The organism is Roseomonas populi (genome assembly GCF_024594815.1).
GTDB classification, from domain to species: Bacteria; Pseudomonadota; Alphaproteobacteria; order Acetobacterales; family Acetobacteraceae; genus Roseomonas; species Roseomonas populi.
The window spans coordinates 52,291-66,095 of sequence record NZ_JANJOU010000015.1 but is presented as its reverse complement, the minus strand read 5'-3'; the positions used below and the strand labels follow the sequence as shown (position 1 = coordinate 66,095).

The following is a 13,805-nucleotide window of genomic DNA, read 5'->3' as shown; positions in this document are numbered from 1 at the left end:
TCACGGCCTCCGGCGGCGGCGGGGGCGCTGCGTCGGGGGGCGGAGGGGGCTCGGCGGCAGGTGCGGGCGGCGCGGCGGCCACGGCCTCGGGCGGGGCGGGCGGCGGCGCGGCCTCGGTGACGGGGGTGGGATCCGGGGCCGGCGCGGGCTCAGGAGCCGGCATCGTCTCCACCTCCACGGAGGGCTGGGCCGGCGGCTCCAGCGTCGCGGCGGGGATCAGCAGCACGCCCATGGCGGCGACGTGGAACAGGGCGGAGACGCCCCAGGCCAGGGGCTTGGCCGCGCGGCGCCAGCCGGAGGGGTGAAGCGCGGGGGCAGGGGCGCGGGCGGCGACGGCGAGGGCGGCCTCCAGCAGAGCGGGCGGCGGCTCCGGCGGGGGTGCCACCTTCGGCATGGCCGGCAGGGGCGGGCGGGCGGTGCGGGGCTTTTCCGCCAGGAGGTGGTCCATGCCGGCCGCGCCCCTCAGCGCGCCTGCACCGCGGGCGCGGCGGCGTCGGCCTCGGCGATGAGGGAGACCTTCGTGATGCCGGCGCGGGAGACGCGGCCCATCACGCGCAGCACGTCGCCATAGGGCACGGAGCGATCACCGCGCACATGCACGGGGGCTTCCGGATCGGCCTCGCGCATCGCCACCAGGCGCTGGGTGAGGGCGTCCTCCGTCACCTCCTCCTGCCGGATGAAGAGCTTGCCGCCGGGAGCGACGGTGAGGACGAGGGGCGGGTTGGTGGAGGCGGCGCGGGCGGCAGCGGTCTTCGGCAGGTTCACCGGCACGCCCACCGTCATCATCGGCGCGGCGACCATGAAGATGATGAGCAGGACGAGCATGACGTCCACAAGCGGCGTGACGTTCATCTCGGCCATCGGCATGGCGTCGTCGTCGTCCCCGCCGCCGCCGCCCATGGACATGGCCATCGGGGCTACTCCGCCGCGCGCGCGGCGCGGGCCGGGGCCGGGCGCCGCGCCATGCCGGCCGAGAGCTCGTGGATGGAGGAGAAGGCGTTCTGGCGGATCCGCGCGAAGGTCACGGTGAAGCGGTTGTAAGCCATGACCGAGGGGATGGCGGCGACGAGGCCGATGGCGGTGGCGAACAGGGCCTCCGCGATGCCCGGCGCCACGACGGCGAGGCTGGTGTCGCCGCTGGCCGCGATGCCGGAGAAGGAGTTCATGATGCCCCAGACCGTGCCGAACAGGCCGATGAAGGGCCCCACGGCGCCGATGGTGGCCAGCAGCGGCAGGCCGGGCTCGGCCGCGCGGAAGGCGGCGATGACGGGGGCGCGCATGGCGTGCTCCATCCGCTCCCGGTACTCGCCGCGGCTCTCGGCGGGGTCGCGCCCCTCATGCCACTCGCGGGCGCCGGCGCGGATCACGTCCGCGGCCAGCCCGCCCTCGGGCGTCGCGGCGCCGGTTGCGGCGCTGGCCAGCTTCCGCGCCTCCGCCCGCAGCCGGCGGGCGGTGACCATCTTCTCGATCATGATGCCCCAGCAGGCGATGGAGGCGACGAGCAGCAGGATCATCACCCCCTTCACGATGGGGTCGGCCTGCAGGAACAGCGCGAGCGGGGAGAGATCGTGCGCGACCGCCGCGTGGGCGAGATCGGTCGCGGGCGCTCCGGGCACCGCGACCGGGCCGCCGGTGGGCGGCACGGCGGGAAGGGCAGGCGCCGGCACGGCGGGCGGGACGGAAGGCGCTGCGGCGGGTGCGGGAGTGGCGGGGTTCATGGCTTACTTCTCCAGCGCCACGCCTTGGACGCGCGAGCTGACGGCCAGGCGGCCGAGGCAGGCGGCAGGGGCGGCATCCGGCCCGCAGGCCAGCACGTCGTTCAGAAGGATGTAGCCGACGTTGTCGCAGGGCGTGCCGGCCAGGTCGAAGATGCGGGCCATGGTCTTCTCGGCCGGCAGGGGGCCGAGATCCAGCGCCAGGCGGCGGGCCACGACCTGGTCCTTGCCGAAGACGACGAGGTCGAGCCGCAGCGGGTCCACGGCCGCGCCGGGGTTGCGGGCCAGCATCCACACGCGGCAGCCCTCGGTCCGGGCTTCCAGCCGGTTCAGCTCCACCGAGACCTGGCCCGCCGGGGCCTGTTGCGCCAGGGCGGGCGTCGTGAGCGCCAGCAGCACGGGCAGGAACCGGAAGGCGCGGGCGAGGGGCATGTCCCTGGGGCGTCCTATTCTGTCGCGGCGTCCGCTCGGGGCGCCCTGGGACGGGCGGCACGCGCCGGGCCGATGAGGGCCCGGCGCTGACGGCACGGCGGGGGGCGCCGGGCCGCGATGCGTCCGTCGGAGGTCTGCCCTCTATCGCACCTGCACAGCCGATGCAACGCGGTTGAGAACGATTTGCAGCAAAGATGTGCGCCGTGCCAACTCCGCGTGATGCCCCGGCCCTTCCCGCATCCTTGTCTCATGTTAAGGCTTTGAACCCTGCTGCACCGCGATACGAAAGGGGCCGGCATGTCCGACCTTCCAAACATTCAGATCCAGGGCGAGAGCGAGCCTGCCGTGGCGCTCGCCCTGCTCCGGATCATCATGGACTCCGCCAAGGACGGGGTGGAGCACGACCGGGACTGGATCCTCTCCACTTATGCGGATTGCCTGGCCGTGGTTGGCGGGGCCGAGGTTTCCTACGAGGAGGAGGACGACGAAGCGAAGGAGGGCTGAGAGCCCTCTCCTCCGGGGTTCTTGCCCCGGGCTGGCGCCCGGGGCAGCGTCCCTCCCGAACCAAGGGGAGGGATGCGGCATGATGGACGGCGATCCGGGCTTCGAGTCCCTGCGGTCCATGCTGGCGCCGCGCAGCCTGGCCGTGATCGGCGCCTCGGAGGAGCCGACGCGCATCGGCGGGCGCCCCGTGCACAGCATGATCAGCCAGGGCTTCGCCGGGGAATTGTGGCCGGTGAACCCGAAGCGGGACCGCGTGCAGGGCCTTCCTGCCTTCCCCGACATCGACGCCTTGCCCGGCGTGCCCGACGCTGCCGTGGTGGCCGTGCCCGGTGCCCTGGCGGAGGAGGCAGTGGAGGCGCTGGGCCGCCGCGGCTGCCGCGCCGCCATCGTCTTCACCGCCGGCTTCGCCGAAGTCGGGGGGGAGGGCCAAGCGGCCCAGGAAGCGCTGGTGGCCACGGCGCGGCGGCACGGGATGCGGTTGCTGGGGCCGAACTGCCTGGGCCTGTTCAACGCGCCGCTGGGCTACTACCCGATCTTCACCTCCTCCTTCGACAGCGGTTGGCCGGTGCAGGCACCTGAGGGCCGCGGGCGCGTGGGCATCGCCAGCCAGTCCGGCGCCTACGGCACCCATCTTTTCGCTGCGGCCCGGAACCGGGGCATCGCCACGCCGATCCTGATCACCACCGGCAACGAGGCGGAGGTGACGCTGGGCGACGCCATCGGCCACCTGGCGGGCGATGACGGGGTGGAGGTGATCGCCTGCTACTCCGAGGGCGTGCGGGAGGGCCCGCGCTTCCTCGCCGCGCTGGAGGCCGCCCGCCGCGCCCGCAAGCCCGTGGTGATGATGAAGGTCGGCCGCTCCGCCCTCGGCGCCAGCGCCGCCCAGTCCCACACGGCCAGCATCGCCGGGGATGATGCGGTGACCTCGGCCGTCCTGGCCGAGTTCGGCGTCCACCGCGCCCGCGACACGGAGGAGCTGCTGGACGTGGCCTATGCCGCCACCCCGCGCATCTACCCCGTGCGGAACACCCTCGGCGTCGTCTCCATCTCCGGCGGGGCGGGGGTGATGATCTCCGACGCGGCGGAGGAGCAGGGCCTGCCCATGCCGCCGATGCCGGAGGCGGCGCAGGACCGGCTACGCGCCCTGATCCCCTTCAGCAACCCCGCCAACCCCGTGGACTGCACCGCGCAGGTGTTCAACGACATGTCCATGGTGGGCGCCTTCGCGCGCGGCATGGTGGAGGATGGCGGCTACACGAGCCTGATTGCCTTCTTCACCGGCGTCGGCGGCTCCCCCGCCCTCGCGCCGAGGCTGCGCGCGGAGTTGAACGGGGTGAAGAAGGACCACCCGGACCGCCTCTGGGTCCTCAGCGTCCTCGCCGCACCGGAACAGGTGCGGGAGTACGAGGCGGACGGCTACCTCGTCTTCCCCGATCCCTCCCGCGCCGTGGCTGCCCTGGCCGCGCAGGGCCGCTTCGGCGCGGCCTTCGCCCGCCCGCCCCGCGCGCCCGTGCCGATGCCCACGGTCACCCTGCCCGCCACGGCGCCGGACGAGGCGGAGGCCAAGCGCCTGCTGGCCGCCGCCGGCATCCCCGCCGTGCCCGAGGCCACCGCCGCGAGCGCCGAGGAGGCCGTGGCCGCCGCCCGCTCCATCGGCTTCCCCGTGGTGATGAAGCTCCTCTCCCCCGACATCCTCCACAAGTCGGAGGTCGGCGGCGTGCTGCTGAACATCGCCGATGAGGAGGCCGTGCGCGCCGGCCATGCCACCCTGATGGCCAACGCCGCCCGCAACGTCCCCGGCGCGCGCGTCACCGGCGTGCTGGTGGCCCGCCAGGTCACCGGCGCGGTGGAAGTGGCCCTCGGCATGACGCGCGACCCGGTCTTCGGCCCCGTCGCGATGGTCGGCCTCGGCGGCGTCTTCATCGAGGTGCTGCGCGACGTGGCCCTGCGCCGCTGCCCCGTGGACGTGGCGGAGGCCGAGGCCATGATCCGCTCCCTCCGCGGCTTCCCCCTGCTGGACGGCGCGCGGGGACGGCCCAGGGCCGACGTCCCCGCCCTCGCCCGCGCCCTCTCGGCCCTCTCCGCCTTCGCGGTGGCGGCAGGGGAGCGGCTCGTCTCGGTGGACCTGAACCCGGTGCTGGTCCTGCCCGCAGGCGAAGGGGCCTTCGCGGCGGATGCGGTGATCGAGATCGGGTGAGGCGGGCACCCGGCGGATCTGGTCCAGGACAAGGCCGGCGCGGAGCGTGGCGGGAAGACCCGCCCCCGGCATTCGCGCGCATGATGGGGAATGCCTGACGGGATGGCCGCGACTGGCAGGGCCGGGCACAGGGGGCATATAGGCCCCATGGGCGAGAAGAACGACAACCACGGCGGCAGCCGGCACCGCCGGATGGGGCGCATCCGGTGACGGCACCGGCCTTCCTGACGGGCGGTGGCGAGACCGGTGCCCTGATGCGCGGGCACGACTGGTCGAGCTCGCCCCTGGGCAATCCGGCCGGCTGGCCGCCCCGGCTCCGGTCGGTCGTCGAGCTGCTCCTCGGCTCCAAGTTCCCGATGTTCGTCGCCTGGGGCGCGGAGCTCGGCTTCCTCTACAACGACGCCTATGCCGAGATCCTCGGCGCGAAGCACCCGCGCGCCCTCGGGGCACGCTTCCACGATATCTGGGCGGAGATCTGGCCCGACATCCTCCCGCTGATCGAGGCGGCCATGGCCGGGGTGGCGACCTACCGCGAGGACCTGCCGCTCCTGATGAACCGCAGGGGATTCGACGAGCAGACCTGGTTCACCTTCTCCTACTCGCCGGTACGCGACGAGGAGGGCCGCGTCGCCGGCATGTACTGCGCCGTGGCCGAGACGACCGGCCGGGTCCTCATGGAGAGGAAGCAGGCCTTCCTCGTGCGGCTCGGAGACACGCTCCGGGGCCTGAACGATCCGCACGCGCTGCCCACCCTCGCGGCGGAACTGCTGGGGACGGAACTCGGCGCGGACCGTGCCGGCTACGGGATCATCGATGCCTCCGGCGAGGTAGTCTCCGTCGAGCGCGACTGGACGGCCGGACGCGTGGCCTCCCTGGCCGGCGAGGCGCGCATCCTCGATGCCTTCGGTCCGGCGGTCATCGCCGAATTGCGGGCCGGGCGCACGCTGGTGGTGGAGGACTGCCAGGCGGACCCCCGCACCTCCCGCCCGGCCTACCTGCCGACCTGGGACAGCATCGGGACCCGTGCCCTGATCGTCGCACCCCTCATCCGGTCCGGCCGCCTGGCGGCCATCCTCTACGTCCACAGCGGCGGGCCGCGCCATTGGACGGGGGTCGAGGCGGAGCTCGTCGAGGAGGCGGCCGGGCGCACCTGGGATGCGGTGCAGCGGGCCTGGGCCCTGGCCGACCTGCGCGAGAGCGAGGAGCGGCTGCAGCTGGCCCTCGACGCCTCGGGCATGGTCGGGCTCTACGACTGGCTCGTCCCCCAGGACCGCCTCTTCGCCGATGCGCGCTTCGCCCGGCTCTTCGGGGTGGATCCTGACCGTGCCGCGGCCGGCGCTCCGCTCGCCGACTTCAAGCGCGTCATCCACCCGGAGGACGCGGCGCGCGTCGAGGCCGCGATGAAGCGCACCCTGGAAACGGGGGAACCATATGAGGCCGAGTATCGCCTCCTCCGGGACGGGGGCGAGGTCCACTGGGTCGCCGCACGCGGCCGCTGCCTTCACGACGGGGGCGGGATGCCGAAGCGCTTCTCCGGCACCGTGGTCGACATCACGGACCGCAAGCAGGCCGAGGAACGGCAGGCACTCCTGTCCCGCGAGGTGGACCACCGAGCCAAGAACGCCCTCTCGGTCGTGCAGGCGGCCCTGCGGCTGACGCGTGCCCCCGACCTGCCCACCTACGCGCGCGCGATCGAGGGGCGGGTGGCGGCCCTGGCCCGGGCGCAGACGCTGCTGGCCGACCGCCAATGGTCCGGTGCGGACCTGTTGACGCTGCTGCGGGGCGAGTTGGACGGGTTCCTCGACCGTGATGGCGGGGGGCCGCAGGCCGAAGTCGATGGTCCCCCCGTGTCACTGCCCGCCGGCGCCGCCCAGCCCCTCGCCATGGCGATCCACGAGCTCGCCACGAACGCGGTGAAGTACGGCGCCCTCTCGGCCCCGGAAGGGCGCGTGGAGGTCAACTGGACGGTGGAGGGTGGGCTGCCCGATCGGTTGCGCCTGCGCTGGACGGAGAGGGGCGGGCCCGCCTTGAAGAAATCCCCCGAGCGGCGAGGCTTCGGGACGAGGGTGCTGGACGGCACGGTCCGGGGGCAGCTTGGCGGCACGCTGTCGCTGGGCTGGAGGCCGTCCGGCCTTGTCTGCGAGTTGGACGTGCCGCTCAGGCCGGGCCCCCCGCCCGGTGACGGGGAGGTTGACGCGGCGCCCGTGTGATGCCCGACCTGGGATGCGCGGCCGAGGGGGACGAGGCCGGCCTAGCGCACCCGCCTGGCGACGGCCTGCCCGAGCGCCTCCGTGCCGAGCCGCCCTCCCAGGTCCGGGGTCAGTTCCCCCGCCTCCACGGCTTCCGCCACCGCCGCCTCGATGGACCGCGCGGCGCGGGCGTAGGCGGGCCCGCCGCGGCGTTCGCCGTGCCAGTCCAAGAGCTGGGCGAGGGAGAGGACCAGGGAGAGGGGATTGGCGCGGTCCTGCCCGGCAATGTCGGGGGCGGAGCCGTGGGCGGCCTGGGCCATGGCGTGCGCCGTGCCGGCGTTGACGGAGCCGCCGAGGCCGATGCTGCCGGAGAGCTCGGCGGTCATGTCGGAGAGGATGTCGCCGAACATGTTGGTGGTGACGATCACGTCGAAGCGGGACGGGTCGCGGATCAGCAGCGCGGCCATGGCGTCCACGATCACCTCCTCCAGCTCCACGCCGGGGTGGTTCGCGGCGGCGCGCCGGCACTCCTCCAGGAACAGGCCGTCGCCCATGGTCAGCACGTTCGCCTTGTGCACGGCCGTCACCTTCCGCCGGCGCGTGGCGGCCAGGCGGAAGGCGGCCTCCGCGATGCGGGCGCAGGCCGGGCGGGTGATGCGGCGGAGGGAGATGCAGACATCCTCCGTCACCAGCATCTCCGCGCCGCCCTTGGCCATGTTGCGGTCGGCGTAGAAGCCCTCCGTGTTCTCCCGCACCACGATCAGGTCGAACTCGTGCCGCGTGGGATGGGGCACGCCGGGATAGGTGCGGGCGGGGCGGATATTGGCGAAGAGGTCCAGCCTTTTGCGGAAATAACCGGAGGGGTTGATGCCGCCCTTGCCCGCGTCGAGGTAGTCGTAAGTGGACATGGGGCCCATCAGCAGCCCGTCCGCCGCCTGCACCGTCTCCAGCAGGCACGGGCGGACTGTGGTGCCATGGCGGGACAGGCTCTCATGGCCCGCCACCTCATGGGTCAGGTTCATGTTCAGGCCGTGGCGGTTGGCCGCGGCCTCCAGCACGGCCAGGGTGGCGGCCGTGATCTCCGGGCCGATCCCGTCCCCGGGCAGGACGACGAGGTGCATGGAACTTTCCCCTTCCGGACCCCGCCTGTATCGGGCCGGCGGGGCGGGGCGTCCATCGTCTCCGGGCGCGCGGCGGGGTAAGGGAGGGCATGGACGAAGCCGCCGCCCTGCTGGACGCCGCCCGCGCGCATTTCGCCACCGGCGCCACGCGCCCGCTGCCCGCGCGCATCGCCGCGCTGAAGGCATTGCGGGACGGGCTGGAGGCGATGGAGGGGGAGATCCTGGCCGCGCTCCGGGCCGACCTGGGCAAGTCGGACTTCGATTCCTGGACCTCCGAGATCCTGCTGGTGCGGCAGGAGATCGCGCTGGCCCTCAAGCGCCTGCCGCGCTGGGCGGGGGAGCGACGCGTCGGTCGGCGCTGGTTCCACTTGCCCGGCCGCGCGGCGCTTCGGATGGAGCCGCGCGGGGCGGTGCTGATCCTCGGGCCCTGGAACTACCCCGTGCAGCTCTGCCTCGTGCCGCTGGTCAGCGCGGTGGCGGCGGGGAACGCGGTGGTGCTGAAGCCCTCGGAGGTGACGCCGGCCTCGGCGGAGGTGCTGGCGCGGCTCGTCGCGCGGTGCTTCGCGCCCGGCCATGTCGCGGTGGTGCAGGGCGGCCCGTCGCTGGCCGCCGCGCTGACGGCGCAGCCCTTCGACCACCTCTTCTTCACCGGCAGCACGGAGACCGGCCGCAAGGTGGCCGAGGCCGCCGCGCGCAACCTCGCCACCACCACGCTGGAACTGGGCGGGGCCAATCCCTGCATCGTGGACGCGGATGCGGACCCGGTCCCCACCGCGCGGCGCATCGCCTGGGCGAAGTTCCTCAATGCCGGGCAGACCTGCCTCGCCCCGAACCACGTGCTGGTGCATGAAAGCAAGGCGGAGGCCCTGCTGGACGCCCTGCGCGCCACGATCGCCCGCTTCTACGGCGAGGACGGGCGGGGCATGCAGCGCGTGGTGAACGCGCGGCATCTGGCGCGGCTGGAGGCGATGCTGCCCCGCGGCCGCGCCGCGATCGGGGGCGGGGTGGACCACAACGCGCTGCACATGCAGCCCACGGTCCTGCTGGACCCCGATCCGGCGCTGCTGGAGGAGGAGATCTTCGGCCCGGTCCTGCCCGTGGCGACCTGGCAGGACCGCGGCGCGCTGCTGGCCGGCCTCTCCCGCCGCGCCTCGCCGCTGGCCCTCTATGTCCACACGCGCGACGCCGGCTTCGCGGAGGCGGTGGCCGCCGCGCTTCCCTCCGGCGGGTTCTGCGTGAACGAGCACATCGTCCACTGCACCGTGCCGGACCTGCCCTTCGGCGGCGTGGGGCCGAGCGGCAGCGGGCGCTATCACGGCGCGGCGGGGTTCGAGGCCTTCTCCAACCCCCGCGCCCTGTTCCGCCAGCCCGCCGGGATCGATCCCACGCTGCGCTACCCGCCGCCGAAGGCGCCCCTCTCGATGATCCGGAGGCTGATGGGCTGACGTGCGCGGGCGGCACCGCACCGGCCACCGCGGGGACCGACCCGGGGCGCCATGGCCCCGGACCGCGGCCCGATCCCGCCCTCGCAGTCGCCTCGGCTCCACGAGCCGAGGCGCACCGCCAGCGAAGTGATTCCAACTTCCAAAAGAAGATGATGGAGAGGGGTCCGGGGAGAGGAAGAATTCCTTCTTCCTCTCCCCGGGACAGACCGCCAGCGAGGAACCGGAACAGCGCCCTCGCGATTTTCAGAGCTGCGCGATGGCCTCGCGCAGGGCAGCCTCGTCGATCGGCTTCTCCAGGTGGGGCACCGTTCGGAAATGCGGGTGGATGACGGAGGCGTCGTATCCCGTGATGAAGAGGAAGGGGATGTCCGCCTCCTGCAGGGCTGTGCAGACCTTGTAGACGCGCTCCCCCTCCAGGTTCACGTCCAGCATGGCCAGGTCCGGCCGGCCGGACCGCAGCAGGTCCAGCGCCGGCTCCACGCCCGAGACCGGCCCCATGACGATGCCGCCGAGCCGCTCCACCAGGGTGCAGACATCCTCGGCGATCAGGTACTTGTCCTCCACGACCAGCACCTGGCGGCCGGAAAGTGGTGCAGCCTGTTCCTCAGCTTGCGTCATCGTCCCCGTCCTCCTCGGCGTCCGTCCCGTCTTCTTGCTCCATCGCGATCACCCGTGGTCCCATGGGCAGCTCCACCGCGCAGCGCACCCCGCCCGGCAGGAACTCCAGCGAGGTGACGGCGCCGAGGTCGTAGGGCAGGCCGCGCTCGATCAGCCGGCGACCGAAACCCGTGCGGGAGGGGCGCACGTCCAGCACCGGCACTCCCGTTTCCTGCCATTCCAGCGCCAGCCTGTCCCCACCGCCCGTGTGCAGGATGCGCCAGCGCACGCCCAGCTGCCCATCCGGGCCGGAGAGGGCGCCGTACTTCACCGCGTTCGTCGACAGTTCATGGATCCCCAGGGCGAAGGTCTCGGCCGCCTTGTCCTTCAGCAGAATGGGCGGCCCCTCGATGGTCACCCTCTCTCCGTCCTGGCCGAGCACCGCTGCCAACTCGTCACGCACCAGCCCGTCCAGGGTAATCCCCTCGCGGCCGCGGTTGGCAAGAAGGCCCTGGGTGCGCGCCAGGCTGTCGATGCGGCCGCCCAGGTGCAGGCGCAGTTCCTCCAGGCTCTCCGCGCTCTCCAGGGATTGGCGGGTGATGGAGCGCACCACGGCCAGGATGTTCTTCACGCGGTGCTGCAGCTCCGCCATGAGGAGGGATCGCTGCGCCTCCGCCCGGCGCTGGGCATCCACGTCCTGGGAAACGCCCAGTACCCGCGCGCCGGAACGGCCGCCGCTGAAGCGGATCCACAGCTCCCTGCGGCCGGCCAGCAGCCGCCCGTCCACGTCCAGTGGCTCGCCCTGTGCCAGGGTCCGGTCGAAGGCCAGCGCCAGGCGGTCCCGGTCCTCCGGGTGGGCGGTGCCCAGCAGGGCCGCCAGGGTGGCGGGCGGCGGCGCCTCGAAGACCTCCTCGAAGCCCTCGGAATGCGTGAAGCGGCCGCTCTCCGGGTCGAGGTCCCAGGTGGCAATGCGGGCGGCCGTCATCGCCTGCCGGGCACGATCCTGCACGACGCGCAGCGCCTCCTGCGCGCGCACCGCTTCCGTGACATCCAGGAAAGTGAGCACGGCACCGGCGATGAAGTTGTCCACGCTGCGGTAGGGCAGCACGCGGACGAGGTAGCGCTGCCCCTCCCCCAGGCCGATCTGCCGCTCCACGGTAGAAAGGGTCCGCAGCACGCGCCGCAGGTCGTCCCCCATCTCCGGATAGGGCACGCGGGAGGCGAGATGCGCGATCGGGCGCCCGATGTCGCCGTCGATGAGGTGGAACACCTCCGACATGCCGGGCGTGAAGCTCTTCACCCGCAGGTCGTTGTCGAGGAACAGCGTGGCGATCTGGGTGGATTCCAGCAGGTTCTTCAGGTCGCTGTTCGTCCGGGCCAGCTCGCCCACGCGGTGCGCCAGCTCGCCGTTGACGGTCTGCAGCTCCTCGTTGACGGATTGCAGCTCCTCCTTCGAGGTCTCCAGCTCCTCGTTGGCGGATTGCAGCTCCTCGTTGATGGACTGGTACTCCTCATTCGAGGACTTCAGCTCCTCGTTCGTGCTCTCCAGCTCCTCGATCGTGGCCTGCAGCCGGTCCTTGGTGACGCGCAGCTCGCTCTCCAGCCGTGCCACGTGCTCGTCGCGCAGGATGGCCGGGTTCCGCGCCGCCTCCTCCGCTTCTCCGCCATCCATCCCAAGGTCATGGAAGAGGACGACGAAATGCGGCGGGTCCTGCGAGTTCTCCGTCAGGGGCTCGATCGTCATGCCCACCCGGCGCGCCTCGTCCTCCGTCCCCATGCGGAGCGAGGAGATCCGGACGGTCCGGCGCTCGGCCCCTGCGCGCAGTAGCGCCGCCCGCAGGTCCAGCCGCAGGTCGCGATGCACGAGGTTCAGCAGGTTCAGGTTGGCCACGCCGGTGCTCGGGTCCAGGAAGGGCCCGGTGCGGCCGGAAAAGTTCAGCACCTGGTACTCGGAATCGATAACGACGTAGGCGGGCGCGTGCCGTTCCACCGCGCGCTCGGCCCGGCGGCTGAGATTGATGCCCGGCACCGCCCGGGCTGACGGGTCCGCCTCTCCCCCGGCGCGGCGGATCTCCGCGCGCGCGGTCAGCGGGAATTCCGGCAGTACCCGCGTCGCCGTCTCCTGCCGGCGGAAGATCCGGTGCTTGCGGTCCACGGGTTGGAAGAGCTTGCCGTGCCGCGTCACGTTCTCCGACGGGCCGAGAAAGAGGTGACCACCCGGCCGCAGGGAGAAATGGAACAGCGGGATCACGCGCTCCTGCAGCTCCGCGTTCAGGTAGATCAGCAGGTTGCGGCAGGAGATCAGGTCGGTGCGGGAGAAGGGCGCGTCCTTGATGACGTTGTGCGCGGAGAAGATGCACATCTCCCGCAGGTCCTTGTGGATGGCGTAGGTGCCGCCTTCCCGGACGAACCAGCGCGCCAGGCGCTCCGGCGGCACGTCCTTCTCGATGGATTGCGGGTAGCGCCCGGTGCGCGCCACCGTCAGGGCCCGCGCGTCGATGTCGGTGGCGAAGATCTGCACGTGCGGCGGCGCATCCATCCGCCCGATCGCCTCGCGCAGCAGCATCGCCAGGGAATAGGCCTCCTCCCCCGTCGCGCAGCCCAGCACCCAGACGCGGATCGTGTCCCCCGCCCCCTTGCCCTCCAGCATGCCGGGGATGACCCGCTCCTCCAGCACCGCAAACTCGGCGGGGTCGCGGAAGAACTGGGTCACGCCGATCAGCAGGTCCTCGAAGAGGTTCTGCGCTTCATCCGGGTCCTCGCGCAGTCGTGCTACGTAATCGTCCAGCGCGTCGAGCCGCAGCACGTGCATCCGGCGCTGGATGCGGCGCAGGAAGGTATTGGCCTTGTAGCCGTGGAAGTCGTGGCCCGTGCGGTTGCGGAGAATAGTGGCGATGGCGGGCAGCCGGCTCTCGCCGTCCCGCAGCGCCGCCCGGTCCCCCTGCGGCCCTTCCACCTCGCGCAGGTAGGAGACGAGGGAGAGGAGGCGCCGCGGAATCTCCGGCAGGGGCAGGTACAGGTCGGCCATGGCCGCCGCCCCCATATCCTCGCCCGCCTTCGCCTTGTCCTCCTCCGCCTCGTCTCTCTCCGCCAGGATCAGGCCGCCGCAGGCCTTGAGCCGGGCCACGCCGATGCTGCCCGCATCCGGCATGCTCTCCAGCAGGATCGTGACCGCCGCCTCCCGCTGCTCCTCGGCGAGGGAGATGAGGAAGGTGTCCACCGTGCCGCGATGCCCGGGCCGTTCCTCGGCGGGGGTGATGCGGAGATGCCCGTCCTCGATCGTCGTCATCACCCCGACGGGCGCCACGTAGAGCTGGTCCGCCGCCAGGCGGTCCCCATCCGCCGCCAAGCGGGCAGGGGGGCCGCCGCCCGCGTTCAGCGCCCCGACGAGGGCGGCCGTGTCGATCGCCTCCTTCGACTCCGAGACGATGACGAAAGCCGCGCCGCTCTCCCGCGGCATCAGGGAGAACAGGCGCAGCAGGGATTGGAAGGTCGCGGCCGCGACCCCGAGCCCGACCACCGCCAGGGGCGCGGCCTCGGTGGGCGCGGCTGCCCCGGCGGCGTCCTGATCGTTCAATGCCTCACCCTTCCGTCCAAGGCCCCCT

General features: G+C 72.7%; 10 protein-coding genes and 1 pseudogene. 4 read left to right on the top strand and 7 right to left on the bottom strand.

Annotation, left to right across the window (positions count from 1 at the left end):
• The 4 genes and pseudogenes from NRP21_RS16935 to NRP21_RS16920 all read right to left on the bottom strand — a co-directional run.
• A pseudogene (locus NRP21_RS16935) lies at nucleotides 1-448 on the bottom strand (hypothetical protein); the annotation flags it as partial.
• Between the two features lie 14 nt (nucleotides 449-462).
• Nucleotides 463-912 carry a protein TolR gene (gene tolR, locus NRP21_RS16930; protein ID WP_257717406.1) on the bottom strand — a complete coding sequence of 150 codons (450 nt, stop codon included), beginning with the start codon at nucleotides 910-912 and terminating at the stop codon, nucleotides 463-465.
• 5 nt (nucleotides 913-917) lie between these two features.
• On the bottom strand, nucleotides 918-1,718 hold the full coding sequence (locus tag NRP21_RS16925; protein ID WP_257717405.1) for a MotA/TolQ/ExbB proton channel family protein: 801 nt from the start codon (nucleotides 1,716-1,718) through the stop codon (nucleotides 918-920).
• Nucleotides 1,719-1,721: 3 nt separating this feature from the next.
• On the bottom strand, nucleotides 1,722-2,147 hold the full coding sequence (locus NRP21_RS16920) for a Tat pathway signal protein (protein WP_257717404.1): 426 nt from the start codon (nucleotides 2,145-2,147) through the stop codon (nucleotides 1,722-1,724).
• 297 nt (nucleotides 2,148-2,444) lie between these two features.
• Here NRP21_RS16920 and NRP21_RS16915 point away from each other — a divergent pair, with 297 nt between their 5' ends.
• From NRP21_RS16915 to NRP21_RS16905, 3 genes are all read left to right on the top strand, one after another.
• Nucleotides 2,445-2,651, top strand: a complete 207-nt coding sequence (locus NRP21_RS16915; protein ID WP_257717403.1) for a hypothetical protein — start codon at nucleotides 2,445-2,447, stop codon at nucleotides 2,649-2,651.
• 79 nt (nucleotides 2,652-2,730) lie between these two features.
• On the top strand, nucleotides 2,731-4,848 hold the full coding sequence (locus NRP21_RS16910; protein WP_257717402.1) for an acetate--CoA ligase family protein: 2,118 nt from the start codon (nucleotides 2,731-2,733) through the stop codon (nucleotides 4,846-4,848).
• 206 nt (nucleotides 4,849-5,054) lie between these two features.
• Entirely contained in the window at nucleotides 5,055-7,058 is a 2,004-nt protein-coding gene (locus NRP21_RS16905) for a PAS domain-containing sensor histidine kinase (RefSeq protein ID WP_257717401.1), read from the top strand.
• A gap of 41 nt (nucleotides 7,059-7,099) precedes the next feature.
• On the opposite strand, the gene NRP21_RS16900 is transcribed toward NRP21_RS16905, so the two are convergent.
• Nucleotides 7,100-8,158 (bottom strand): isocitrate/isopropylmalate dehydrogenase family protein, encoded by a 1,059-nt coding sequence (locus tag NRP21_RS16900; protein WP_257717400.1) that lies wholly within the window; start codon nucleotides 8,156-8,158, stop codon nucleotides 7,100-7,102.
• A gap of 89 nt (nucleotides 8,159-8,247) precedes the next feature.
• Between NRP21_RS16900 and NRP21_RS16895 the strand changes: the two genes are divergently transcribed.
• Nucleotides 8,248-9,603, top strand: a complete 1,356-nt coding sequence (locus tag NRP21_RS16895) for an aldehyde dehydrogenase family protein (RefSeq protein ID WP_257717399.1) — start codon at nucleotides 8,248-8,250, stop codon at nucleotides 9,601-9,603.
• A gap of 243 nt (nucleotides 9,604-9,846) precedes the next feature.
• Here NRP21_RS16895 and NRP21_RS16890 read toward each other — a convergent pair whose 3' ends face one another.
• Nucleotides 9,847-10,221, bottom strand: a complete 375-nt coding sequence (locus NRP21_RS16890; RefSeq protein WP_257717398.1) for a response regulator — start codon at nucleotides 10,219-10,221, stop codon at nucleotides 9,847-9,849.
• Complete coding sequence (locus NRP21_RS16885; protein ID WP_257717397.1) at nucleotides 10,208-13,777, bottom strand: CheR family methyltransferase; 3,570 nt, start codon at nucleotides 13,775-13,777, stop codon at nucleotides 10,208-10,210. The genes NRP21_RS16890 and NRP21_RS16885 overlap by 14 nt, the downstream gene beginning before the upstream one ends.
• Between the last annotated feature and the right edge of the window lie 28 nt (nucleotides 13,778-13,805).

Excerpts from the sequence above, each read along its gene's own strand:
- tolR (WP_257717406.1), bottom strand. The coding sequence starts at position 912 with ATGGCCATGTCCATGGGCGGCGGCGGCGGGGACGACGACGACGCCATG.
- NRP21_RS16925 (WP_257717405.1), bottom strand. The coding sequence starts at position 1,718 with ATGAACCCCGCCACTCCCGCACCCGCCGCAGCGCCTTCCGTCCCGCCC.
- NRP21_RS16920 (WP_257717404.1), bottom strand. The coding sequence starts at position 2,147 with ATGCCCCTCGCCCGCGCCTTCCGGTTCCTGCCCGTGCTGCTGGCGCTC.
- NRP21_RS16915 (WP_257717403.1), top strand. The coding sequence starts at position 2,445 with ATGTCCGACCTTCCAAACATTCAGATCCAGGGCGAGAGCGAGCCTGCC.
- NRP21_RS16910 (WP_257717402.1), top strand. The coding sequence starts at position 2,731 with ATGATGGACGGCGATCCGGGCTTCGAGTCCCTGCGGTCCATGCTGGCG.
- NRP21_RS16900 (WP_257717400.1), bottom strand. The coding sequence starts at position 8,158 with ATGCACCTCGTCGTCCTGCCCGGGGACGGGATCGGCCCGGAGATCACG.
- NRP21_RS16895 (WP_257717399.1), top strand. The coding sequence starts at position 8,248 with ATGGACGAAGCCGCCGCCCTGCTGGACGCCGCCCGCGCGCATTTCGCC.
- NRP21_RS16890 (WP_257717398.1), bottom strand. The coding sequence starts at position 10,221 with ATGACGCAAGCTGAGGAACAGGCTGCACCACTTTCCGGCCGCCAGGTG.